This is a genomic window from Bacillus sp. AFS040349, assembly GCF_002577655.1.
Classification (GTDB): domain Bacteria; phylum Bacillota; class Bacilli; order Bacillales; family Bacillaceae; genus Metabacillus.
In genome coordinates, this window is record NZ_NUMC01000072.1 from 1 (window position 1) to 25,848 (window position 25,848).

Sequence of the window (25,848 nt, forward strand, 5' to 3'; positions counted from 1 at the left end):
ACTCATTCCTCTCATCCCTCCCTTTTTCTGTCCCGATTCTCGCAGTATCGAGACTCATTCCTCTGCCCCCTCCCTTTTTCTGTCCCGATTCCCTCAGTATCGAGACTCATCCCTCTCATCCCTCCCTTTTTCTGTCCCGATTCCCGCAGTATCGAGACTCATCCCTCTGCCCCCTCCCTTTTTCTGTCCCGATCCCCTCAGTATCGAGACTCATTCCTCTCATCCCTCCCTGTTTCTGTCCCGATTCCACAGTATTGAGACACATCTCTCCTTTCAATCCCTTTTCTTGTCAGATTCACACTATTATTAAAACACCTTTCTCTGCTCTCAACATCTACTCCCAAATCCCCAAAAAAGGCGTGTTAACTAAAACAAGTTAACACGCCTTTTTATATAAGTATTACCCCAACAATTTTACCAACAATGCCTTTTGAACATGCAGACGGTTTTCTGCTTGTTCGAACACAGCTGAATGCTCGCCGTCGATAATGGATGCTGTTACTTCTTCTTCACGATGTGCTGGTAAGCAGTGCAGGAAGTTGTAGTCCTTCTTTGCATGCTTTACGAGTTCATCATTTACTTGGAAGTCTTTAAATGCAACAAGACGTTCTTGTTGTTCACTTTCTTGCCCCATACTCGCCCATACATCTGTATAAATGATATCGGCATCTTTCACCGCTTCAACCGGGTCATTTGTGATTGTAATTTTTGCACCTGTCTCAGCAGCAAGTGCCTGAGCTTTTTCCACCACAGCTTGGTTTGGTTCATATCCTTTTGGACAACCTAAGGAAAAGTCCATTCCTACTTTAGCAGCAGCAATCATAAGAGAGTGTGCAACATTGTTTCCATCACCTAAGTAAGCTGTTTTTACGCCAACGAATTTCTCTTTCAGACGGTAAATCGTTTTTAAATCAGCAAGTGCCTGACAAGGATGGAAAAGGTCTGTTAATCCATTGATAACTGGAATGCTTGCATGCTTAGCTAATTCTTCAATTTTATCATGACCAAATGTACGAATCATGATGGCATCTACATATCCTGACAATACTTTTGCTGTGTCTGATACAGGCTCTCCTCTGCCTAGTTGAAGGTCTTGGCTGCTTAAAAATAAAGCATGACCTCCTAATTGAAGCATTCCTGTTTCAAACGACACACGAGTTCTTGTTGACGATTTCTCAAAAATCATTGCTAGTGTTTTACCTTGTAACACTGGCTGAAGCGGATTTTCTTCTAACTTAAAAGCATCTTCAATTAAGTCTAGAATTTCCTGCTGGCTATAATCAAGTAAAGTTAAAAAATCTCTTTTTTGTATCGTTTTTTCTTTTAGCTTTAAACTCACTCTTGCCCACTTCCTTTCATTTCCACTTGCTCTTTATGAGTTCTTTACTAATGGCTTCGTGAGTTGTTGAATAGAAGATACATCCTCATCCAATGCAAAGAGGCTATTAATACAAGCATAGTACGTAGCAAGGTTTGTAAATAGAATCATTCCTTTTTCTAAAGCTTGCTGTCGTTCTAGCTTTGCTTCTTCACTATCAACTAGGGATACAAAAATCCCCTTTTCTCCCTCAACCCATGTTTGATAATCACTTGTTACTACGTTAAGACCTGCTTCTTTTGCAATCTTAATCGCCTTTTCATTTTCTATATCAAAGTAAACACTTGTCACATTTTCAAGCTCTTTTTTGAAAATTTTACGGTAAACACTCTTTATATCTTTGCCCACACACATTCCTTCACCTGTTGCTTTCATTTCAGGTCCTAATGTGATATCAACATCATGAAGAGCATGACTTGAGAAGACTGGGTACTTAACAGCTACCATATTCGACTGTTCTGATGACTGAATTTGCAGTTCTTTTAATTTTTTTCCACACAATAAATGTGTTGCATGCTTAATTACTGGAATACCTGTTACTTTACTAATAACTGGTGCAGTTCTGCTTGCACGCGGGTTTACCTCAAGCACGTAAATGTTTTCACCATTTACTAAAAATTGAATATTCATAATGCCGCGATAGTTAAGCTTTTTTACAAGGGCATTAGCATAATCCGCAATCACCTGTTTATTCTTATCCGTTAAATTTTGAGATGGTAAAATGGCTAAGCTGTCACCTGAGTGAACGCCCGCTGGCTCAACATGCTCAATATATGTTGGAATAAATGCTTCTTCACCGTCAGAAATCAGGTCTATTTCACCTTCAAGGCCTTGAACAAATTGATCGATCAATACGGGATAAATCATATTTGTATTTTCCGAAAGAAGCTTAGCTAATGTTGCTTCGTTATGAACAACAACCATTCCTTTTCCACCAATAACATAAGAAGGTCTTAATAAAAGCGGGAAGCCAATTTCACTAGCGCCCTTTAATGCTTCTTCTGCATTGTTTGCTGTTAAACCAGCAGCATGTGGAATGGATAGGTTATCTAATATTTGATAAAACTTATCACGATCCTCTAACCAATCAAGAGTTTCCGTGTCAGTACCCAATAATTGAACTCCTGCCGTTTCTAACTGCTCAGCAAGGTTAATCGCTGTTTGCCCACCATATTGAACAATAACAGAATCGATCCCTTCTGAATCCACAATGTTTAACACGTGCTCAAGGGTTATTGGTTCAAAGTACAGGCGATCAGCTGTTTCAAAATCTGTACTTACTGTTTCTGGGTTATTATTGATCATGACTGCTTCATAACCTAATTGCTTAAGAGCCTTAATTCCATGTACTGCGCTATAATCAAATTCGATTCCTTGACCGATACGAATTGGACCGGAACCGATAATTAAGATTTTTTTCTTATCTGACAGTTCAGGCTGTTCGTTTTCTCCAAAATACGTGGAGTAAAAATAGTTTGTACGTGCTTCAAATTCTGCTGCACATGTATCAACATATTTATAAGAAGCCTTCACTCCTGCTTCAAGACGAAGCTTGCGAACATTTGCCTCAGGAGCATTTAAAAGTGATGCGATTGTACGGTCTGAGAAACCTTTTTCTTTTACTTCAGCTATTAAATCAGCTTCTAGTGTTTCAAGAGACTTTCCTTTAAGCTGGTTCTCAAGATCAACAATCTTTTTGAAAGATGAAAGGAAATAAAGATCCATTTCTGTCATTTCGTGAATTTCCTCAATTGTGGTTCCTCTTCTAATCAGCTCCATTACAGCAAAGAATCTACGATCATCAGTCTTTTTCATTAAGTTAATGATTTCATCAGTTGATAATGTCACTAACTCCGGAAGATGTGTTCCGATGTTATCTAATTCTAATGAATCACAAGCTTTTTGAAGAGCAGCCTCAAGATTACGTTCAATGGCCATAACCTCGCCGGTTGCTTTCATTTTCGTACCAAGCTTACGGTCCGCTTTGTTAAACTTATCAAACGGCCATCTTGGGAATTTAACAACAACATAATCAAGTGCTGGTTCAAAGCTTGCATATGTGCTCATTGTTAATGGATTTTTTAATTCTTCTAGTGTATAACCAACTGCAAGCTTTGCAGCGATTTTTGCAATTGGATAACCAGTAGCCTTTGATGCTAGAGCAGATGATCTGCTGACCCGTGGATTAACTTCAATCACATAGTATTGCTTACTTTTTGGATCTAAAGCTAATTGAATGTTACATCCACCGACCACACCTAGTGCTGAAACGATCTTAACTGCTGCGCTTCTTAGCATATGGTAATCCTGATCTGTTAACGTTTGAGATGGCGCAACAACAATTGAGTCCCCTGTATGAACACCAACTGGGTCAATGTTTTCCATATTACATACAGAAATACATGTACCTTTATGATCTCGTATCATTTCATACTCTACTTCTTTAAAGCCTGCAATGCTTTTTTCAATTAAGCATTGTGTTATAGGGCTTGCATGTAATCCACTTTTTACAAGCTTCTTAAATTCTTCTAGATTTGAAGCAATTCCGCCACCTTTTCCTCCAAGTGTGTAAGCTGGACGAATGATAATTGGGAAGCCAATTTTTCCAGAAAACTCAAGAGCTTCATCAAGAGTGGTGACAATTGAGCTCTCAGGTATTGGCTCGTTTAAATCGTACATTAACTGGCGAAATTCGTTACGATCTTCACCTTTGCGGATTGATTCAATTGAAGTACCTAGTAATTGCACTCCATATTTTTCAAGAACGCCTGCTTCGTGAAGTTCCATCGCTAAGTTTAGTCCTGTTTGACCACCTAATGAAGCAAGTAAACCATCTGGTTTTTCTTTTTTTATAATGTTAGTTAGGCTTTCAACTGTTAAAGGTTCAAAATACAGAACATCTGAGAATTCCTCATCTGTCATAATTGTTGCCGGATTGTTATTAACAAGGACAACTTGATAGCCTTCTTCCTTTAACGCTAAGCATCCTTGTGTTCCTGCATAATCAAATTCTGCCGCCTGACCGATCACAATTGGGCCAGAACCGATTACGATGATTTTCTTTATTGATTGGTTTTTAGACATAAAGTATATCTCCTTTTGCAGCAGCGACTAAATCTAAAAATTCATCAAAAATCCATTCACTATCTGAAGGTCCTGGATGTGCCTCTGGATGAAATTGTGCTGTAATAATTGGTAAGTTCTTGTGTGATAATCCTTCGATTGAATCATCATTAATATGATAAAAACGCATATCTAACTCTGTTTCTTTTAAGCTATCTTTAATCACAACGTAGCTGTGATTTTGCGAGGTCATAAACACTTTGTTTGTTTTCACATCATATACTGGCTGGTTAGCCCCTCTATGTCCAAACAGCAGCTTTTTCGTTTTTGCACCAAATGACAGGGCAATTAACTGATGACCTAAGCAGATACCTAATGTTGGGTGAGCAGCAACAACTTTCTTAATTTGTGAAAAATAGTTTACTAGTTGCTCTGGATCTCCTGGTCCATTTGATAAAAGGACTCCGTTAGGTTTAAGATCAGCAACTTTGTCGATCATTTTAAAAGGAACGGTTGTTACCTTACAACCTCTATTTAAAAGGGCTGTTAAAATTGATTTCTTATAGCCGAAATCAACTAAAGCAATATGTTTTTCACCTTCACCATAAGTTTCAAGCTGATCGGACACAACCTCAAAAACTCCATCTTCGAAGATTGCACAAGGCTGTTCTTCTTGGTTTAAGGTTGTTGAGATCGTTGCCGCCATTGATCCATGGTTTCTAATTTTCTTCACAACAGCACGTGTGTCAACGTGGTGAATGATTGGAATATTCCACTTTTCTAGATACTCCTTAAAGCTGTATTGCGCTTCATAGTGTGAATAATTTGTCGTATTTTCATAGATAACTACCGCTTTTACTTGCGGCTTTTTACTTTCATCATCACTTATGTTAATCCCGTAATTTCCAATAAGAGGATACGTAAATACAACAATCTGATTTTTATAGGAAGGATCTGTTAATACTTCCTGATAACCCGTCATTCCTGTGAAAAATACAATTTCTCCGTTAATGTCCTCCGAGGAGCTATGTTCAAGTATCCCGTTATACACTGATCCATCCTCTAAATGGAGATATCCTTTCATCTGCTTACACCTCGTTTGTCTATAGTTCTTCTAATAGTGGAAACGTCCACCTATTAGCATGTGGATAATTATTAAACACTTAGTATTTTTATTCAATTACATGTAAAAAAAATACTGATCTTATTGAGCACCTACAGATTGCTCGATAGTTGAAAACACACCTGCTATTGTTTCAATCGCTAAATCGATCTCGTCGTATGATACTGTTAATGGAGGAAGTAATCGGACCACATTTGGTCCAGCTGGCAAAACAAGTAATTGTTTTTCTCTAAGCTGATTAATAATCTCTCCAACTTGTTCCTTACATTCTATTCCTAGTAATAAGCCTTTACCGCGAATCTCTTTAACCAGGTAATGAGATCCTATTACAGTATTCAACTTGCCAAGCAGATAGTTACTTTTTTCTTCCACTTCTTTAAGAAAATTTTCTTCAAAGATTTGGGTAAGTGTTGCTTTTGCAGCAGCCATTGCAATTGGATTACCACCAAAAGTAGATCCGTGGCTTCCTGCCCCGAACGTATCAATTAGTGACTGCTTTCCGATCATTGCTCCGACTGGTAATCCACTGCCGAGCCCTTTTGCAGAAGTGATAATATCAGGTGAGATTTCGTAATGTTGATAGCCAAATGGCTTTCCTGTACGACCAATACCTGTTTGAACTTCATCAATGATTAATAATGCTCCGATACGTTTGCACGTTTCCGTTACTTTTTGAAGAAATTCTTGTTGTGCTGGAACAACTCCACCTTCACCTTGGACAACTTCTAGCATAATTGCTGCTACATCGTCTTCAAGCTCATCTAACGAATTAGAATCGTTGTATGGCAAATATTGAAATGTTTCAAGCAAGGGTCCGAAGCCTTGTTGAATTTTTTCCTGACCTGTTGCTGACATGGTTGCGAACGTTCTGCCATGAAACGATTGTAGAAAGGTTACAATCTTTGTTTTTCCAGTGTGCTTGCGTGCTAGTTTAATTGCAGCTTCGTTCGCTTCTGCTCCACTGTTACAGAAAAAAACAGCATCTCCTTCAGTTGAGTCAACTAAGAGCTTTGCTACTTCTTCTTGAATTGGCTGATGAAATAAATTAGACATATGCCAATACTTTGTTAACTGCTCTGCAACAGCAGCCGTCACATCCTCATTTGCATGCCCTAAGTTACAAACAGCAATACCGGAGATAAAATCTAAATACTTTTTATCATTCTCATCAGTAACCCATGAGCCCTTTGCTTCTTTCATCGTTACATCCCATCTCGCGTAGGTAGGGAATAAATAACTCATGATTGCAAAACCTCCCCTTCACTTACAATTTTTGTTCCTTTGAAAATACCGTTCTCAACAAAGGCCTCGCTTCCACTTACAATCATAACCTCTTGACAAATGTCAGATAAAGTCGATACGGCTGATTCGACCTTTGGAATCATTCCCCCTGTAATGACCTCTTTTGCAATCAATTCAGTAATTTCTTGAGGTGTAATGGTTTCAATAACCTGCTTATTTTGATCCATAATTCCAGGTACATCTGTTACAAATAAAAACTTCTCAGCTCCTACACCATTTGCAATAGCTGCTGCAGCTAAATCTGCATTCACATTAAGTGTCTCGTTTGCCACAGTGCGTGCCAGTGGTGCAACAACCGGTATATAACCATGATCCATTAATAAAGATACAACTGATGTTTGAAATGAGGTTACTTTTCCTACCAATCCCAGATTCTCTTTATCTAAATATTCCGCTTGTAAAAGTCCACCGTCAGTACCTGATACTCCGATCGAATTGAACCCTTTTTGCTGAAGAAGATTTGTCAGATGTTTATTAATTTTACCAGCTAGCACCATTTCAGCAATTTCTAATACGTCATCTGTTGTCTTTCGTTGACCGTTATAGAACTCAGTTTCTATTTCCAGAGCTTTTAGCATCTTTGTAATATCTGGACCACCACCATGGACAATCATGACGCGCCAATTTGATGAAACCAGATCTTTTAAACTTTGGAAGAATGTTTCTGATAATTGATGAACGGTACTGCCACCACATTTTAATACGACTGTTTTTGACATAACGATCTCCCTTATGTTCTGTAGCTTGCGTTAATCTTCACGTAATCATATGTTAAATCACAGCCCCAGGCTTTACCGGCTTGATCCCCAACTCCCAGGTTAACTGTTATTTTCACTGAATCTTGTTTTAAATAGTTTGATGCAGATTCTTCGGAAAATGATTGTGGACTGTTATTTGTGAACAAGCATAAATCTCCTAGGAAAATATCAATCTTTTCCGGTTCAACCTGTGCCTCACTATATCCAACGGCACAAATAATTCTTCCCCAGTTCGCATCTGCCCCATAAACCGCAGTTTTCACTAAGCTTGAACCAACGATTTTTTTGGCAACAACATTTGCTTCCTGCTTTGTTTTAGCACCTGTTACTTCTACTTCAATCAGCTTTGTTGCTCCTTCACCATCCTTGGCAATTTGCTTTGCTAACTCTTCACTTACTAATTGAAATGCTGCTTTAAAGTCATTCCATTGAGGATGATTTGGATTTAGCGAATGATTATCTGCCTTGCCATTTGCCATGACTAAAACCATGTCATTTGTTGATGTATCACCATCAACAGTAATTTGGTTGTATGTTTTATCAGTTACTTCGCTTAATAGTGCTTGCAAGGATGCAGAATCAATATTCGCATCTGTTGTAACAAATGAAAGCATTGTTGCCATATTTGGATGAATCATTCCAGATCCTTTGGCTGCTCCACCAATTGTTACTGTTTTCCCATCAATTTCTACTTCGTAGCAAGAGTTTTTCATAACCAAATCTGTTGTTAAGATCGCTGTTTGAAATGCCTCTGATGCTTCTTGACTACATTGAGGATTTAACTCCTGAATTCCGGCACGAATTTTATCCATCTTCAAAAATTCACCAATAACACCTGTTGAAGCAACCGCTACGTAATGAGGCTGGATATTAAACAGGCTTGCACAGCGCTCTCTCATTTCAAATGCATCTTTTAACCCTTGTTCACCTGTACATGCATTAGCGTTTGCGCTGTTAACAATAATCGCTTGTAATAAGTTTTCTTTTGCTACACTTTCTTGTGTTACCTTTAATGGTGCAGCTTGGAAATGACTTTGAGTGTATACAGCAGCACAACTCGCCGGTACTTCACTATAAATAACACCTAAATCATTTTTCGAATATCGTAAACCAGCATGAACACCGTCAGCAGAGAAACCTTTTGCTGAAACGATTGACCCGTTCTCAATTTTTTTGATGCTAGATGTTTCTTTTGCTTGTAGCACGTTTATTTCCTCCCTGGTTGTCATGATGATCTAATTCTCTTCATCACTTACAAATCGTCTTATGGATATATAGGTGCAAAGTACAAGCCCGTTGTTTCTTCATAGCCGTTCATTAGGTTGAAGTTTTGTACCGCCTGACCTGCTGCACCCTTCATTAAGTTGTCAATTACCGCAACAATCGTTACTCTTCCTGTTCGTTCATCTACTTTTAGACCGATGTCACAAAAATTTGAGCCGTAAACCTCCTTTGTTGAAGGAAACTCACCTTGTTTACGAACACGCACAAATGGTGATGCAGCATAAAAGTCTTTATATAAATCTAATAAGCTCTCTGTTGTATATGACTCTTGTAAACTAGCATAAATCGTCGCCATAATTCCTCTTGTCATTGGAATGAGGTGTGTATTAAATGAGATAGCTGTTATCTCATCATTTAATGCAAAAAGTGCTTGCTCCACCTCAGGTATATGTTGATGTTCATGAACTTTATAAATTTTTATATTTTCATTTGTTTCAGAAAAATGAGTAGCTTGTGAGATATTACGGCCTGCTCCAGAAACTCCTGTTTTCGCGTCCACTATAATCGATTGTTCATGAATAATCCTGTTCTGTACAACTGGTGCTAAGCCCAATATCGTAGCTGTTGGAAAACATCCTGGATTTGCAAGCAGTTTTGCCTTCTTAATTTCTTCTTTATTTAATTCAGACAACCCGTACACTGTTTTTTCTAGAACCTCATCTTCTACACAAGGACGTTTATACCAATGCTCATACTCGTTACGGTCCTTCAATCTCAAATCACCGGACAAATCAATAATCTTTACATCTGAGTCAAGAAATTGTGGTGATAAATTCCTTGAAACCCCAGGAGGTGTTGCTAAAAACAATACATGTATATTCTTTTTGATGTCTTCCACATCAATATTTTTTAATATGTGATCACTCAAATCATGTAGATGTGGAAATGTGTTACTGTATGGAACATCCATTTCTGAAGATGAATAAAGGATACATTCTTCTACATGTGGATGATTGGATAATATACGATATAATTCGACTCCACCATATCCTGTGGCCCCGATAATTCCGACTTTCACCAAATCACACCCTCTAGTAAGTTCGTTTTCTAAATTATTTCTCAATTATAAGTTTGTATAAAAATAAAATCAAGTGTATAAATAATATTTTTTTAAATTTTAAAACTAATTCTTATGCATATTGAGACTGTGTCAGTTTATGTTGGAAATGACATCATTTATATATATACATCAATATGCATAAAAGAAACGAAAAAAGTGTATAAAAAAACATCAATCTAACTCATATGAGTAAATTGATGTTTTCTTATGTTTATTGAATTCCCAGAGCAATTTTTGCAATTCTGGACATTTTATCTTTTGTCCATGGTGGATTCCAAACAATATTTACTTCTGTGCTCTTAACTTCTGGGATATCATCAAGTGCAATTTTGATTTGTTCAACAATCGTTCCTGCTAATGGGCAGCCCATTGAGGTAAGTGTCATTGTTACGATTGTTTTCCCTTCTTCATCCATTTCAATGTCATAAACAAGTCCAAGGTTGACAATATCGACACCTAGCTCTGGATCGACAACTGTTTCTAACGCACCATAAATATTTTCTTTTAGTGATTCATCCATCTCGGTAAGCACTCCTTTTAAGATCGTGGTACTTTGAGTATAGTAAAAGCGAAAGTAGAAAGAAAGAATTCTGCTTTCTTTCTGTTTAAGTAAACTTTATATTTAGGAAGTAATCGAATATTGGCACTTTCAAATTAGTTCGTTCTATTACGCTCCACTATAAAGATAAACCTAATTTTAAAAAGCAACTACCTTTTCATATTCACCTATAGATACCTCTCAAACCATTCAACTAACGCCAATGTGCCTTCTCGGGAAACTTTGTGGTCAGCTAATGGGTCAGCAATGAACCTCAGCTTTTCTGGTTGTGCCTCATACATTGGTATGATTTCTTTGTAAAATTGATAGGTTGGAGCAAATGGAACAACATTATCTCGTTCACCATGCCAAAAGAGAAGTGGTCGATTTTGAAGCTTTTCTTTTTGCAGGCTCAAGTCAAATGGCTGTAAATGTGTTAGTTGTTCCTCTATTTCTTCATTTGACAGTGGAACCTCCACTCCGCTTTGTTGTAAAGAATACAGTTGCCCTTTTAGAAGCGTTGTATAACATGGGCTTCCCATTAGACTGACTGCTGCTTTTATCCATTCATATTGAGTAAGAGCCCCTAACGTTGTAATTCCCCCCATAGAGGTACCTGCTAGTCCAATACGTTCTGAATCAATTAGCTGCTTTTGTTCAAAGTATTCTTTTATTATGTTCACTTCTTTTATTTCATTCAATACAATCTTCCAAAAATTTAAGCTTAATTCTTTAGTGTCATAATTCTCGCTTCTCTCTCCATGGTATAAAGCCTCAGGTAAGATGACTCTCATACCTTTTTCGGCTAAATAATAAGCATAGTGGAGGTTGTTTTCTTTGGCACTTGTAAAACCATGTACAAAAATCACGAAAGGTGTTTTTGTGTCCTGAAGCGACTGTTTAACGATGTGTAAGGCTGGAATGTTTTCTATATGTAATTTTTCAACAATAATCAATGATTATGCGCCTCCTGAGTAATTTTCCCACTTTGTTAGTGTAACATGTAGACATTAAAGTTGGAAAAAAGATACACTGTTATTGAATAGGTGTACCCTATAAGTAGCAATTGTGCCTACATAAACCGGATATCACCTAAAAAACATATATGGTAAAGGAGACTGTATGGAAACGAAACCTTTTTTAATTGCTTTAGACTTAGATGGGACTCTTTTAAAAGATGATAAAACAATATCACCTTACTCTAAGGAAATAATCAGCAAAGCAAAAGCAGCAGGCCATATTGTCTGCATCGCAACAGGTAGACCATTTCGATCAAGCTCCATATATTATGATGAATTAAACCTAGATACACCGATTGTCAATTTTAATGGTGCATATGTTCATCATCCAAAGGACGATAGTTGGGGAACCTATCATACCACTTTAGATTTGGAAGTTGTAAAGCAAATCATTGATGTCGCTGAAGAGCATCACTTACATAATGTTTTAGCTGAAATTATTGATGATGTGTATTTTCATTATCATGATGAAAAAATGATCGATGTTTTTAGTATGGGAAATCCGGATATTAAAATCGGTGATTTACGTCAAAATTTAGGGAATGATGTAACGAGTATCCTTATTCATGCAGCTGAAGAAGATGTTGAAAAAATTAGAAATTACTTATCAGATGTACATGCTGAAGTTGTTGATCATCGCAGATGGGCAGCACCGTGGCATGTTATTGAAATTATTCGAGCAGGAATGAATAAAGCAATCGGTTTGGAAAGAATCTCTTCTTATTATAATATCCCTTCTGAACGTATCATTGCATTCGGAGATGAAGATAATGATTTAGAAATGCTCACATACGCAGGACAAGGTGTAGCGATGGGAAATGCCATCACAAAGCTTAAAGGTGTTGCTAACAAGGAAACTAAAACGAATGAAGAAGACGGAGTTGCCCATTATTTAAAAAACACACTTGGCTTATAAGCCTTTAAACAGGTAGTTTTATGTATTTTTTGACAACAGTCTTTTGTAATCTAGATAGTAATTGCCATTAATATAATCAACTTTTTCGCACACAATAATCTTGACGCAACGAACGAGAGCGTCATCATTATAAAGGGGGGCTTTTTCAATGGGTAAACGTAACAAATCAAAACGTTTTGTTCAACAAGGCAAAGATATCGTTACTAAGCACGATGAGAGGTTCCCTTACCACTCAACATTATCTGAATCAGAAGCACATAAAAGTAAAACAGATGATACTCCACTTGGAGGGATATAAGTGACAAATCCATTATTTCAGCAAGCTCGTGAAGCAGTTGCCTATGCAAACTCTATATCCACAGGTTCTGAGCAGGGAGATCAACAGGAAGCAGTTATGAAGGCAAAAAATGCCTTATCTTCTGCTTTTGCAAACTGTACAGATGCTGAACGTGCTCAACTTCGAGAGTTACAGCAAACACTTACTAGCATGTAACAAAGCAAAGCGAACCTATTTTGGTTCGCTTTCTTCTTCACTAATTTGAAAACTCTCTTCTTTTTTTAACTTTACTGTCTCAGGAGCTAAAATGGTGATTTCTGCTGTATATACTCCTGGTGAAAGTGTCGAATATTCCCATATTTCTTCCCACTCCATACTTTCACCTGATTTAATTAAGGCAGTTTCAATTGCTTGTGTAAACATTTTACCTTTTGAATAACGATACACTTCTTCACTCTTTTTATTTTTTATAACAATTTCATATTTTTGACTCGTAGGAAATTCAATCTTCTTCATTTCATTGGTATTGTTCATTAACGTAATAATAAATTTTATTGTTTGTTTCTCTGGAAATATGGAGACATTCAAATCCAGTTCTCCATTCTTCACTTCTTTTACCTCTGTTTCAGGCACAATGCTTTCTGCTTCACTTCTATCTTCTAAAGAACAACCCGTTAAGAAGAAGATCACCAAGATGAAAAATGCTATCCTCATTTCATTACTCCTTTCTAAAAAAGCCGAAGATACCTGCCGTTTGAACAATGTTTGTAAATGCTTGTGGATCTTCTTCTTTTATAATTTTTTCAAGGTCGTATAACTCATATCTTGTGATAACAATGATTAACATATCCTTCGTTTCATTTGTAAACGCACCTTTAGCAGGAATCATTGTTATTCCCCGAACTAACTTTGAATGAATCGCTTTTTTTAATACATCCGCTTTTTTCGTAATGACCATAGCTGTTAATTTTTCATGTCTTGTATGAATAGCATCAATAACACGCGTGGAAACATAGAGTGAAACTAATGTGTATAATGCTTTTTCCCAACCAAAAAGTAATCCAGCAGCCAAGATGATGATGCTATTAAACAGAAAAAAATAGGTTCCGACAGGCTTGTCCTTCATTCGTGATAGTACCATCGCAATAATATCTAGTCCACCTGTCGAGGCACCGTACTTTAACGTAATTCCAACTCCAATGGCCATAATAACACCACCAAAAACAGCATTTAATAATATATCCTCTGAAAAAGAATATAAGGGCACAAGCTCTAAAAAAAATGTTGTTGCAGCTACACTAAAAAAACTATATAACGTAAACGATTTCCCTACTTTTAACCATCCTAAAATGGCAACAGGTATGTTTAAAAGTAAAAGCAGTATTCCCGTTGAGATAAAAAAAGGAGTGTAATCTTCCAGTACCCTCGATATCAGCATAGCAATACCAGTAAAACCGCTTGAATAAACATTTGCAGGTATTAAAAAGAAATTTAAACCGACTGCATTTAATAATGCACCGAGAATGACAACTATGATTTTCATGGTTTCTGTTTTCAACATTCATTTTTTCCTCCTGTCGTTCAGGCTCTTTAGTCTAGTTTTTCCCATCTTCATAAGAATTGAACACAAAGATTGTAATTTAGCTCCGGAGTGATAAACTAAAATTATTGTAAAGAACTTATTATAAGTTAAATGAGGTGTTAAAATGAATGTTCACATTTTAGCTGATAGTGCTTCTGATTTACCTATTGAATATTTCCAGGAAAATTCAATTACTTTTCTTCCTTTAAGTGTTGAACTAAACGGGAAACAACTGGAGGATCAAAGAGAAATAAAGCCGAAACAAATTTATGAAGAAATGCGACAAGGTACCCTAATTAAAACATCACAAATTTCTCCATCATTATTTAAGGATGTTTTTACTGAGCTTGCCAAAAAAGGAACGCCTTGTTTATATGTTGCTTTTTCATCAGAACTCTCAGGTACATACCAAACAGCCATGATGATGCGAAATGAAGTGTTAGAAGAGTATCCCGATTTCAGGTTGATGATTATTGATTCAAAATGCGCATCTCTTGGCTGTGGCCTTGCCGTTAAGTATGCTGTTGAGCTTGCAAAGAGCGGAAAAACGTTGGAAGAAATTGAAAACGCTGTAAAAACCTATTGTCAAAAAGTTGAGCATATCTTCACCGTTGACAATCTTGAATACTTAGCCCGTGGCGGACGAATTAGTAAAGCTTCAGCATTTGTTGGCGGACTATTAAATATTAAGCCATTATTACATGTTGAAGATGGGAAGCTTATCCCTCTTGAGAAAATACGAGGACGTAAAAAAGTATTTAAACGAATTATTGAAATCATGAAAGAACGTGGAGTAAATCTTCAAAATCAAACAATCGCGATAAGTCACGGTGATGATGAGGAATCCGCAAATGAAATAAAGGCTTTGATTCAAGATGAATTTCAACCTAAGGATATTTATATAAACTATGTAGGTGCTGTTATTGGTGCCCATTCAGGACCAGGGACACTAGCGATATTCTTTTTAAATGACGAGCTTTAACACATACTCGCTATAGCATGTGGGAATGATAAGCTTACACTCGTTTGAAAGGAGCATCATCATGCCACACACTAGTGATAATGATAAAAAAGCAAAAGACAATAACGCAAAACGTCATGAAAAAAATATGATGCGTGAAAAAAACCGTCAAAAAGGCGAACGCCAATACTCTAAAAAAACAGATCATTTGTAAGTTATAGTTGCCATAATGGTAACTTAACATATAAAAAGGAAGCCCCTCACGTATATGTAAGGGGCTCTTCCTTATTTCAACTTAAATTTGCCAATTGTTTCATTTAAATCATCCGTTAATTCTCTCATTGTAACAACTTTACTTACAATTTTCTCAAAAGCAGACAATTGTTCAGTTGTTGACGCCGAAATTTCTTCATTACCTGCTGCCGTTTCCTCAACAACTGCACTAATGCTCTCAACGCTGTTAAGTACCTTTTCACCAAATTGCTTCGAAGAATTCATTCCCTCAACCAATGATGTCAAACGTGTCATCATTTCATCCACACGAACACCGATGTTATCAAAAGCGTCTGTTGTCGTATCCATTGAGCTTTTTTGTTCTTCAGCAATAAACACACCCGCTTGAACAAATTGTGTGATTTCAGAAATGCCTTCTTTTATTTTTGCAACCATCTCAAAAATATGTTTTGTTGAGTTTGTTGATTCCTCTGCGAGCTTTCTCACCTCATCAGCTACAACAGCGAATCCTTTTCCAGCCTCACCTGCTCGTGCAGCCTCTATGGCAGCATTTAAAGCTAGTAAATTAGTTTGATCTGCGATACCTGAAACTGTTTTTGCCATATCTTCAATTTGAGCTGCATAATTCGTAAACGTTATTGTTGCTTCATCAATTTTTCGAGTTGTATCTTGATTTTTCATCATTAATGAACGCTGAGTTTCAATGGCTTCTTGACCAGAAGTAATGGCTGAAACAGCTTCGGTCCCTAAGGTAACAGATTCTTCAGATTGGGTCACGTTATCCTTAAACCCTTTATCCATGCTTTCAATTAAAGAAACAGCATCCTGCAAATCATTTGAAATAGACTGTGTACCAATTGACATTTCATTTGTGGAAACTGCCACTTGATTTGTAATAGCAGTTAAGCCCTTATTTTCTGTTTCTAAATCTTTAGCAAAGCCTTCAACATCCTTACTCACTGTTTCAACAGAAACTAGTAAGCTTCTTAACTGATCAACCATTTGCTCAAAAGATGTATTTAAAGCACCAAGCTCATCTTTGCCTTTATACGTAATCGACTCTATAACAAGGTTTCCTGCTGCAATTTCCTCCGCATTCCTTGATAATGCCTTTAACGGGCGGGTAATTGAATTTGTCATTCTAAGCGCAATAAATAAGCTGAGTACCACTAAAATGATACTTCCGATTACTGCTGAAACAATGACAAAGGAAATTTGCTTTTGTAGATTTTGTTGTAAAATAGTATATTGCTCATTTGCATATTCATTTAGTAGATGTATGTCATTTAAGATTCCGTCTATCCGAACCGATTGACGTTTTGCTTCAGGACCAATCTTATCCTCAAGCGCCGTATTTGCTTCTACTTTCCACAGCTCATATTTTGCAACTGCCTTTTCGAGCGTCTCGACACTGTTTTTGTGAGTGATCCCCTTTTTTAAATCAGCTATTAATTCGTCACTTTTTGCTATACTGAGCAACACTTCTTCTTTTTGAGCGTCTGTTGCTGTTACGGAAAAGTTATTTAACCCTTGCTTTGATGTATTCAATTCAGCTTGTAATTTCTCAATGTTTAATAAATTGGGTACTTCATCTTGAGTAGATGATTGTATAGACAGCATATTATAAATGATAAAAGCAATCATAAACAACGCTAACAGTAGTACACTTATTGAATTAATTAATAGCTTTTTCTTTATTGTCATGTTATCCTCCTAGCTGCCACTTGTGAGCTTTTCTTTCCACTCATCAATCGTTTGTTGTTGTTCTTTACTGAATGGTACGACTCTAAGTGGAGCCAAGTCGATTCCTTTATCTTTAATTCCTAATTCAATGTGACCTTCAGAAATTTTTCCATCTTTTATTAACTGCTCTGCTAACTGATACATAGCTGTATCAACCTTTTTCAGCATTGATGTAACAACAGCTTTCTCAGCATAAAAATATTGATCAGTATCAACACCGATGGCCAATACTTTGTTTGCTTGGGCCTCCTTTAACATACCAACACCAGTAAAACCAGCTGCCGCATATAATACATCCACATCTTTTTGAATCATTTCACGTGCAAGCTGCGCTCCAAGCTGGTCGTTTCCGAAGTCTCCCGCATATTTAACCTCCACTGTGATAGAAGGATTTACAGATTTTGCTCCTTCAATAAAGCCATCTTCAAACTTATTAATTAGTGGAACATCGTCTCCACCAATAAAACCTAATTTATTTGTTTTTGTCGCTAATGCTGCCACTACACCTGTTAAAAAGCTACCTTCATCTTCTTTAAATGTAATAGATGTTACATTTTCAAGTTCAGAAACTGCATCAATTAAAATAAAGTGTTGATCAGGATATTTTTTAGCCACTTTCTCAAGGTCGGTTTGCACCATAAAACCTAACCCAACAACAATATCATGATCTTCTTCAACTAACTCTGTTAAACCTTTTTCATACGTTTCTGATTCCTTAAGTTCTCTATAATCAAATAAAATTCCAAGCTCGTCTCTTGCTTTTGTTAATCCATTAAATGCCGAGTCACTAAAAGATTGATCACCTAGTCCGACGTCAGACAACATAATACCAATTTTCACCTTGTCATCAACTGAGCTCACGGTCTCTTGCTGCGAACAACCAGCGATGATGATCACAAAAACGAAAGCAAACAAGGCTGTTACATTCTTGATGAACATGTTAAAACCTCACTTTATCAATTTTATATCATTTCTTATATCGACAAATTCTGTCATTTTTCCACTCTATTTAGGTATTTTTCTATAAAAAAAGCTTTCACTCATATTGATTTAAGATTGAAAGCTTTTTTAACTCGATTATTTATTATTTTCTTCTTCTTTAAAGTAAGTCCAGCCATCCTTTTGATAAACTCGATTGTTTTTCATTAATAACCCTAAAGCTCGTTTAAATGCCCCCTTACTAAGATTAAAGCGTTCTTTTATATCATCAGGATCACTTTTATCTGTAAATGGCATAGCACCGTTTCTATCCTGCATATAGGCATAGATTCTTTCCGCATCACTGCCTTGTGCTTCATGCTTTCGTGGTAATAACGAAACATTTATTGTTCCATCTTCTTTTACATCAATGACCCTGCCGGTAACAGTCTCACCTAATCTTGGTTCAACTTCACGTTGTGAGGAATGAATAAACCCTTTGTATCCTTCTTCTGTAAGAATGAACGATCCCGCAACGATCATTCGGTAAACAGTTCCTGTTATTTCCTTATTAAATAAAGCTCGATCAGCATTCTTAAAAAACGGCTCTACAATTTCTTCTGTTGCTAGTCGAACAAAAAATCGGCCGTTTTTCGAAACCTTTAACGTACAATAAAGCTTGTCCCCTACATTTGGCCACACTTCACGTAAATATGGAAGATGATCTTTAGCTACTAATCCGTCCTTACTTAAACCAATATCCACAAAAGCTCCCATATCCTCAACGATGTCCACCACTTCAACCCAGCCATAAGTATCTTGGGTAATGAACGGCTTTTTCATTGTTGCATAAAGGCGATCTTGTGCGTCAACACCAAAGAAAACCTCCACTTTTTCTCCTTCTTCAACTTCTCCGATCACTTCATTATTATGTAAAAGAACACGGTCCTTCCCATCTGTTAAAAAATATCCGTAATCCACCTGCTCATCTATTGTTAATGTTGCAAAAGTTCCTGGGATCATAAATAATATGTCCTGCCTTTCATCATATGTTTTATACATTTCCGTTTATATTGTAAGTAGATCCGCGGGTAGTCCCGAAGAGTCTTCTCGACAATTGCTTCACACTTTTTAGGTAAAAGTTGTGATCATTGTTTTATTTTACTATAATCAACCTATATTATATACGCAATGGAGGATAATTATGGCGAAAGATAGTTCATTTGATATTGTATCAAAAGTTGAGTTTCCAGAGGTTACAAATGCAATCAATATCGCAATGAAAGAAATTGCAACAAGATATGACTTTAAAGGTAGTAAAAGTAATCTTACATTAGAAAAAGAAGAACTTGTTTTAGTTTCAGACGATGAGTATAAACTAGAGCAATTAAAAGATGTTCTTCTTTCAAAGCTAATAAAAAGAGATGTACCGATAAAAAACATTTCTTATAAAAAAATTGAAAATGCTTCTGGTGGTACTGTTCGTCAAAAAGCTGAGTTGGTTTCAGGAATTGATAAAGATAATGCAAAGAAAATTAACACCATTATTAAAAACACTGGTCTAAAAGTAAAATCTCAAATTCAAGACGACCAAATCCGTGTAACCGGAAAAAACCGTGATGATCTTCAGCAAATTATCTCAGCCATCAAAGGTGCTGATTTACCAATTGATGTTCAGTTCATCAACTACCGCTAACTAACTACATCATACATACAAAGTCAGGCATCCTTCAAAAGCCTGACTTTTCTTATATCATGCGCATATTCTCACGATCTCATCATATGCTCTAACTGTCATCGTTTGGAAACACTCACCAAAACTTCCATCTAAAAAAAGCATAACAGACTATTTAATTTAGACAAATCATCATTTTACTATTGATATTTTTCGCAATATTAGATAAATTAGTTGTAATCCTTTTAATACGTTAAAGTTATTAAGAAAATTTCATATCTTATCAAGAGAAGCTGAGGGACTGGCCCGATGAAGCTTCAGCAACCGGTCCATAACGAGTGAAGTCTGGTTTACTTGATTGACTACTATTGAGTCATTTTCTTTTAGCACAGAAAAATAAATAAAAATGACTCGAACAAAGCGCTTTTGTTTGTTCGAAGCATTTTTATTTATTTTTCCAAGGCTTGCCAAGCAAGCCGCTACAAGCGAAAGCTTGCCGTGCTAAAAGAAAACACCCAACACAAAGGTAGAATCTCTAATCTTAGAGCGTCTCTAGCTAAACCCGTCAATCAATTTCAAACCACCCACCAAGACTTATGCGAGTGCCAAGGTGCTAATTCCAGCAAGCATATTCAACATGCTTGGAAGATAAGGGAAGCTTATAATTATACAGCCTTCTCAACAAGAAGGCTTTTTTTATTAGTATAAATATAATCAAAACTCAAATAGATCGGGGGCTCTTATTGATGAATTTTTTAGAAGACTTAAAAAGTAAAATTTTAATTGCTGACGGCGCAATGGGAACAATGCTTTACTCTCACGGAGTAGATCGCTGCTTTGAAGAATTAAACCTATCTAAGCCTGATGATGTGCTTGCAGTACACCAAGCCTATATTGAAGCAGGCGCTAACCTCATCCAAACGAATACATATGGGGCAAACGATATCAAATTGTCTCGTTACGGGTTAGAGGACGACATTAGACAAATCAATAAAAAAGCTATCGAAATTGCAAAAAAAGCTGCAAAAGAGTCAACCTATGTTTTTGGAACAATCGGCGGCATCCGTACCTTTAAAAAGAGTGCCCATAGTATCGAAGAAATTAAACGAAATTTTAGAGAGCAACTCTATCTTTTGCTAAATGAAAATGTGGACGGTCTACTTCTTGAAACATTCTATGACTTAGAAGAAATGAAAACTGTCCTTTCAATTGCTCGAAAAGAAACAAATAAACCGATCATTGCAAATGTATCACTGCATGAAGCTGGTGTATTACAGGACGGTACTTCATTAACAGACGGATTTTCTATCTTAGAAGAACTTGGAGCAAACGTAATTGGCTTAAACTGCCGCCTAGGTCCACATCATATGATTCAATCTCTAGAAGAGGTGCCTATTCCTGAGAAGGCTTTTCTTTCTGTTTTCCCTAATAGTAGCTTACCTGCATTAAATGAGGGACGTCTTGTCTATGAATCTGATGAAACTTACTTTAAGGAAAGCGCCCTAAAATTTAGAGAACAAGGTGTAAGATTAATAGGCGGATGCTGTGGTACAACACCAAACCATATTAAAGCAATGGCAGGGGCTGTAGCTAATTTAGCGCCTGTACAAACAAAGCAAGTAAAAGTCGCAAAAAAATCGACGATTGAAGTTCAAGATCAACAGGTAAACTCCCTTCCACCACTTGAGGAAATTGTGAGAGAAAAGCGCTCGGTTATTGTTGAGCTAGATCCTCCGAAAAAGCTTGGAATGGAGAAGTTTTTAGAAGGAGCACAAGCACTGCATGATGCAGGAATTGATGCATTAACACTAGCCGATAATTCATTAGCATCACCTCGTATTAGTAATCTAGCAGCAGGAATTTTAGCAAAGGAAAAAACAGGTGCAAGAACATTAATTCATATTACTTGTCGTGACCGCAATTTAATTGGCTTACAATCTCATTTAATGGGGTTACATTCACTTGGGATGAGTGACGTTTTAGCTATCACCGGGGATCCATCTAAAATTGGCGATTTCCCTGGAGCTACATCTGTTTATGATGTTTCGTCATTTGATTTAATCAGCTTAATTAAACAATTCAACGAAGGTGTTTCTTATTCAGGGAAACCACTTGGTCAGAAAACGAATTTCTCTGTAGCAGCTGCTTTTAACCCTAACGTACGCCATCTTGATAAGGCTGTTTTAAGACTTGAAAAGAAAATTGCTCATGGTGCGGATTACTTTATTTCACAGCCATTATACTCAAGTCAACAAATTATCGATGTGTATAATGAAACAAGAAATTTACAAGCTCCAATTTATATCGGCATTATGCCATTAACATCTAGCCGTAATGCAGAGTTCATTCACAATGAAATTCCAGGCATTAAGCTTTCTGATTCTATTCGTGAAAAAATGGCGGCTGCTGGAAATGACAAAGAAAAAGCTCGTCAAGAAGGCCTGGCCATTGCGAAGGATTTAATTGATACAGCATTTGACTTATTTAATGGAATTTACTTAATTACCCCATTTTTACAATATGACCTGACAGTGGAGTTAACAAATTACATCCATGAAAAGGAAAAACAGCGAGCTGAAAGGAAGATTACCCATGTCTAGCATAAAAAAAGAACTAAAAAAACGAATACTTGTACTCGATGGCGCTATGGGTACAATGATTCAAGCTGCAAACCTAACAGCTGAAGACTTTGGTGGCGAAGAATATGATGGATGTAATGAATACTTAACACTCACTTCACCTAAAACAATTCAAGACATTCATGAAGCTTATCTAGAAGCAGGTTCGGACATTATCTCAACAAATACGTTTGGTGCTACAAGCCTTGTTCTAGACGAATATGACCTTGGTCATCTAGCATTAGAAGTTAACATTGAATCTGCAAAAATTGCAAAACGTGCCACTGAGAAATTTTCAACAGATGAAAAACCACGATATGTTGCAGGAGCAATGGGACCTACAACAAAAACTCTATCTGTTACTGGTGGAACAACGTTTGACACATTAGTTGAAAATTATGAAGAACAAGCAAGAGGGTTAATTCTAGGAGGAGCTGATTTGCTTCTTCTAGAAACAAGTCAAGATATGCTAAACGTAAAAGCTGGGTTCCTTGGCATTCAGCAAGCGTTTGAAAACACTGGTAAAGAAGTACCTCTTATGGTCTCAGGAACAATTGAACCTATGGGTACAACCTTAGCAGGTCAGGATATTGAGGCTTTTTATGTTTCACTTGAGCATATGAAACCAATTTCGGTTGGTTTAAACTGTGCCACAGGCCCAGAATTCATGACAGACCATATCCGTACATTATCAGGCTTAGCAAACACTGCAGTTAGCTGTTATCCAAACGCAGGATTACCTGATGAAGAAGGAAATTATCATGAATCACCAGAATCATTAGCAAAGAAATTGGTTGCCTTTGCAGAGCAAGGCTGGCTTAACGTTGTTGGTGGATGCTGTGGGACTACACCTGATCATATTCGTGCTATTACTGAAGCTGTTTCAACAATCTCTCCTCGTAAAATGGAAGAAATCTCAAACGGTCACACCGTTTCTGGTATCGATGCCCTTATTTATGAAGAAGGAATGCGTCCTCTATTTGTTGGTGAACGGACAAACGTTATTGGTTCAAGAAAATTCAAACGCCTTATTGCTGAAGGCAAGATTGAAGAAGCATCTGAAATTGCGAGAGCTCAAGTTAAAAACGGTGCACATGTTATCGATATTTGCTTAGCTGATCCAGACAGAGACGAGCTTGAGGATATGGAGGTATTCATCCAAGAGGTTGTAAAAAAGGTTAAAGCTCCTCTTGTTATCGACTCAACAGATGAAAAAGTTATTGAAAGAGCGTTAAAATATTCGCAAGGAAAAGCCATCATCAATTCGATTAACCTTGAAGATGGTGAAGAGCGTTTTGATGCAATCGTCCCTCTTATCAAGAAGTACGGTGGTTCATTAGTTGTTGGAACAATAGATGAAATTGGAATGGCATTAACAGCTGAAAAAAAACTAGAAGTGGCTGTTCGCTCTCATGATCTATTAGTGAAAAAGCATGGCCTAAAAGCAAGTGACTTAATTTTTGACCCGCTCGTCTTCCCTGTTGGAACTGGTGATGAGCAGTACATTGGTTCCGCCAGTGAAACAGTGCGAGGCATTCAGCTCATTAAAGAAAAACTACCTGAATGTTTAACGATTCTTGGAGTAAGTAACGTTTCCTTTGGTCTTCCTCCTGTTGGTCGTGAAGTATTAAACGCTGTTTACCTCTATCACTGTACACAAGCAGGTCTAGATTATGCGATCGTTAATACAGAAAAGCTAGAACGTTTTGCTTCAATTCCTAAAGAGGAAATTCAAATGGCGGAAGATCTTTTATTTAGAACAACGGATGAATCGCTTGCGAAATTCACTGCCTTTTATCGTGGAAAGAAAAAAGAAGACAAAAAGCCTGTCCAAAATCTTTCATTAGAAGAAAGACTAGCAAACTATATAGTAGAAGGAACAAAAGAAGGACTTATTCCTGACTTAGAGTTGGCTCTTAAGAAATTTCCAGAACCTCTTGATATTATTAATGGACCTTTAATGACGGGTATGGCCGAGGTTGGTGTACTTTTTAACGATAATCAGCTAATTGTTGCCGAGGTATTACAAAGCGCCGAAGTGATGAAGGCCTCTGTTTCCTACCTAGAGCAGTTCATGGAAAAACGTGATGACAGCGGAAAAGGAAAAATCCTTCTTGCCACTGTTAAGGGTGATGTTCATGATATCGGAAAAAACCTTGTGGATATTATTTTAAGTAATAACGGTTTTAGAGTAGTCGATCTTGGAATTAAAGTAACACCTCAAACCCTTATTCAAGCTGTGAAAGATGAAAAACCGGATCTAATTGGTTTATCTGGTTTACTTGTTAAATCAGCTCAGCAAATGGTCATTACAGCACAAGATCTGCATAAAGCAAACTGTGACCTTCCGATTTTAGTTGGTGGAGCAGCTCTTTCTAGAAAGTTTACAAGAATGAAGATAGCTCCTGAATACAACGGTCCTGTTGTTTACGCAAAAGACGCCATGGATGGATTATCACTTGCAAATCAATTACGAACTTCACCTGAATTATTTGCTCAAAAAGAAGCAGCAGTTGCAGAAGAAACAAAAACGAAAGCTGCTCCGTCTCAGGCTGTGACTGATTTATTAATCAAACGCGGAAATCTAAGTGAAGCGCCAATTTTCACTCCTAATGATACGAAACGACATATTATTAGAGACATTGACTTATCGCATATCATTCCTTATGTGAATATGCAGATGCTAATTGGTCATCACCTTGGTTTAAAAGGAAAAATTAAAGAATTAGTGAAGAAAAAAGATCCAAAAGCACTTGAGCTTGTTGAGCTCATCCAGGAGCTCCTTAAGGATGGTGCAAAGCAAAAATGGTTTAAGCCAGCTGCTGTGTATCAGTTCTTCCCTTCCTATAGTGAAGGAAACAAGCTACACATTTTGAATCCGGACAATACCGATTCTATTTTACAAACGTATGATTTTCCAAGACAGGAAAAGCTCCCACATCGTTGTATTTCTGACTATGTGCGTCCTAAGCAGGATAATGGGTTTGACTATGTAGCCATGTTTGCTGTAACAGCAGGCAGTCAAATTCGTGAACTAGCACAAGGCTTTAAAGAACAAGGCGACTATTTAAAGAGCCATGCAGTTCAAGCCCTTGCTCTTGAGCTTGCAGAGGGATTAGCTGAACGAACTCACCAATTAATTCGTGACCGTTGGGGCTTCCCTGATGCACCTGACTTTACAATGGATCATCGTTTTTCAGCTAAATATCAAGGTCAACGCTTTTCATTTGGATATCCAGCTTGCCCAGACCTTGAAGACCAAGAAAAGCTATTCAAAGCGCTCCGACCTGAAGACATCGGAATTCAATTAACAGACGGCTTCATGATGGAACCAGAGGCTTCTGTTACCGCAATTGTCGTGTCTCATCCGGAAGCGAAATATTTTAATGTTATGTAATT

Annotated in this window: 22 protein-coding genes; 8 read left to right on the forward strand and 14 right to left on the reverse strand. The window is 37.1% G+C overall.

Translation table 11 applies throughout. From position 1 onward, the window contains the following. Positions 1-400 precede the first annotated feature (400 nt). The 9 genes from argF to COD11_RS15870 form a co-directional block, all read right to left on the reverse strand. A complete protein-coding gene (argF, locus tag COD11_RS15830) occupies positions 401-1,339 on the reverse strand; it encodes an ornithine carbamoyltransferase (RefSeq protein ID WP_098797876.1) in 939 nt (312 codons plus the stop codon). Positions 1,340-1,372: 33 nt separating this feature from the next. Further along, the gene (locus tag COD11_RS15835) at positions 1,373-4,462 is read right to left on the reverse strand and encodes a carbamoyl-phosphate synthase (glutamine-hydrolyzing) large subunit (protein WP_098797877.1); all 3,090 of its coding nucleotides are present in this window, start codon (positions 4,460-4,462) and stop codon (positions 1,373-1,375) included. After that, positions 4,455-5,525: a carbamoyl phosphate synthase small subunit gene (locus tag COD11_RS15840; RefSeq protein WP_098797878.1), complete on the reverse strand. Its 1,071-nt coding sequence runs from the start codon at positions 5,523-5,525 to the stop codon at positions 4,455-4,457. Before COD11_RS15840 ends, COD11_RS15835 begins: the two co-directional genes overlap by 8 nt. Before the next feature lie 120 nt (positions 5,526-5,645). Next, complete coding sequence (locus tag COD11_RS15845; protein ID WP_098797879.1) at positions 5,646-6,806, reverse strand: acetylornithine transaminase; 1,161 nt, start codon at positions 6,804-6,806, stop codon at positions 5,646-5,648. Beyond that, positions 6,803-7,585, reverse strand: a complete 783-nt coding sequence (argB, locus tag COD11_RS15850; protein ID WP_098797880.1) for an acetylglutamate kinase — start codon at positions 7,583-7,585, stop codon at positions 6,803-6,805. The genes COD11_RS15845 and argB overlap by 4 nt, the downstream gene beginning before the upstream one ends. An 11-nt stretch (positions 7,586-7,596) precedes the next feature. Continuing rightward, on the reverse strand, positions 7,597-8,829 hold the full coding sequence (gene argJ / locus COD11_RS15855) for a bifunctional ornithine acetyltransferase/N-acetylglutamate synthase (RefSeq protein WP_269217418.1): 1,233 nt from the start codon (positions 8,827-8,829) through the stop codon (positions 7,597-7,599). A 59-nt stretch (positions 8,830-8,888) separates the two neighbouring features. Continuing rightward, positions 8,889-9,926 (reverse strand): N-acetyl-gamma-glutamyl-phosphate reductase, encoded by a 1,038-nt coding sequence (argC, locus tag COD11_RS15860; protein WP_098797903.1) that lies wholly within the window; start codon positions 9,924-9,926, stop codon positions 8,889-8,891. Between the two features lie 253 nt (positions 9,927-10,179). Beyond that, positions 10,180-10,488 carry a metal-sulfur cluster assembly factor gene (locus tag COD11_RS15865; protein WP_098797882.1) on the reverse strand — a complete coding sequence of 103 codons (309 nt, stop codon included), beginning with the start codon at positions 10,486-10,488 and terminating at the stop codon, positions 10,180-10,182. A 206-nt stretch (positions 10,489-10,694) separates the two neighbouring features. Continuing rightward, positions 10,695-11,462 (reverse strand): prolyl oligopeptidase family serine peptidase, encoded by a 768-nt coding sequence (locus tag COD11_RS15870; RefSeq protein WP_098797883.1) that lies wholly within the window; start codon positions 11,460-11,462, stop codon positions 10,695-10,697. Between the two features lie 166 nt (positions 11,463-11,628). Between COD11_RS15870 and COD11_RS15875 the strand changes: the two genes are divergently transcribed. The 3 genes from COD11_RS15875 to COD11_RS15880 all read left to right on the forward strand — a co-directional run bounded on the left by COD11_RS15875 (position 11,629) and on the right by COD11_RS15880 (position 12,934). Further along, on the forward strand, positions 11,629-12,441 hold the full coding sequence (locus COD11_RS15875; protein ID WP_098797884.1) for a Cof-type HAD-IIB family hydrolase: 813 nt from the start codon (positions 11,629-11,631) through the stop codon (positions 12,439-12,441). A gap of 148 nt (positions 12,442-12,589) precedes the next feature. Beyond that, complete coding sequence (locus tag COD11_RS26915) at positions 12,590-12,739, forward strand: hypothetical protein (RefSeq protein ID WP_176551110.1); 150 nt, start codon at positions 12,590-12,592, stop codon at positions 12,737-12,739. Beyond that, positions 12,740-12,934 carry a DUF3813 domain-containing protein gene (locus tag COD11_RS15880; protein ID WP_098797885.1) on the forward strand — a complete coding sequence of 65 codons (195 nt, stop codon included), beginning with the start codon at positions 12,740-12,742 and terminating at the stop codon, positions 12,932-12,934. It abuts the gene before it with no gap. A 15-nt stretch (positions 12,935-12,949) separates the two neighbouring features. Here COD11_RS15880 and COD11_RS15885 read toward each other — a convergent pair whose 3' ends face one another. Both COD11_RS15885 and COD11_RS15890 read right to left on the reverse strand, forming a co-directional pair. Then, complete coding sequence (locus COD11_RS15885) at positions 12,950-13,432, reverse strand: BsuPI-related putative proteinase inhibitor (protein WP_098797886.1); 483 nt, start codon at positions 13,430-13,432, stop codon at positions 12,950-12,952. Positions 13,433-13,436: 4 nt separating this feature from the next. Further along, on the reverse strand, positions 13,437-14,279 hold the full coding sequence (locus COD11_RS15890; RefSeq protein ID WP_098797887.1) for a YitT family protein: 843 nt from the start codon (positions 14,277-14,279) through the stop codon (positions 13,437-13,439). Positions 14,280-14,424: 145 nt separating this feature from the next. On the opposite strand from COD11_RS15890, the gene COD11_RS15895 reads away from it, so the two are divergent. Both COD11_RS15895 and COD11_RS15900 read left to right on the forward strand, forming a co-directional pair. Beyond that, the gene (locus COD11_RS15895; RefSeq protein WP_098797888.1) at positions 14,425-15,282 is read left to right on the forward strand and encodes a DegV family protein; all 858 of its coding nucleotides are present in this window, start codon (positions 14,425-14,427) and stop codon (positions 15,280-15,282) included. A gap of 61 nt (positions 15,283-15,343) precedes the next feature. Continuing rightward, positions 15,344-15,475, forward strand: coding sequence for a DUF3941 domain-containing protein (locus COD11_RS15900; protein ID WP_098797889.1), 132 nt, complete (start codon positions 15,344-15,346; stop codon positions 15,473-15,475). 71 nt (positions 15,476-15,546) lie between these two features. Here the strand turns inward: COD11_RS15900 and COD11_RS15905 are convergent, their stop codons facing one another. The 3 genes from COD11_RS15905 to COD11_RS15915 all read right to left on the reverse strand — a co-directional run bounded on the left by COD11_RS15905 (position 15,547) and on the right by COD11_RS15915 (position 19,179). Then, the gene (locus COD11_RS15905; protein WP_098797890.1) at positions 15,547-17,199 is read right to left on the reverse strand and encodes a methyl-accepting chemotaxis protein; all 1,653 of its coding nucleotides are present in this window, start codon (positions 17,197-17,199) and stop codon (positions 15,547-15,549) included. A 9-nt stretch (positions 17,200-17,208) separates the two neighbouring features. Beyond that, entirely contained in the window at positions 17,209-18,177 is a 969-nt protein-coding gene (locus COD11_RS15910) for a BMP family lipoprotein (RefSeq protein ID WP_176551111.1), read from the reverse strand. A 138-nt stretch (positions 18,178-18,315) separates the two neighbouring features. After that, positions 18,316-19,179, reverse strand: coding sequence for a CvfB family protein (locus COD11_RS15915; protein WP_098797891.1), 864 nt, complete (start codon positions 19,177-19,179; stop codon positions 18,316-18,318). Between the two features lie 181 nt (positions 19,180-19,360). Here COD11_RS15915 and COD11_RS15920 point away from each other — a divergent pair, with 181 nt between their 5' ends. From COD11_RS15920 to metH, 3 genes are all read left to right on the forward strand, one after another. Then, on the forward strand, positions 19,361-19,852 hold the full coding sequence (locus COD11_RS15920) for a YajQ family cyclic di-GMP-binding protein (RefSeq protein WP_098797892.1): 492 nt from the start codon (positions 19,361-19,363) through the stop codon (positions 19,850-19,852). A gap of 725 nt (positions 19,853-20,577) precedes the next feature. Then, the gene (locus tag COD11_RS15925; protein ID WP_098797893.1) at positions 20,578-22,431 is read left to right on the forward strand and encodes a bifunctional homocysteine S-methyltransferase/methylenetetrahydrofolate reductase; all 1,854 of its coding nucleotides are present in this window, start codon (positions 20,578-20,580) and stop codon (positions 22,429-22,431) included. Next, a complete protein-coding gene (metH, locus tag COD11_RS15930) occupies positions 22,424-25,846 on the forward strand; it encodes a methionine synthase (protein ID WP_098797894.1) in 3,423 nt (1,140 codons plus the stop codon). Before COD11_RS15925 ends, metH begins: the two co-directional genes overlap by 8 nt. Positions 25,847-25,848: the final 2 nt, after the last annotated feature.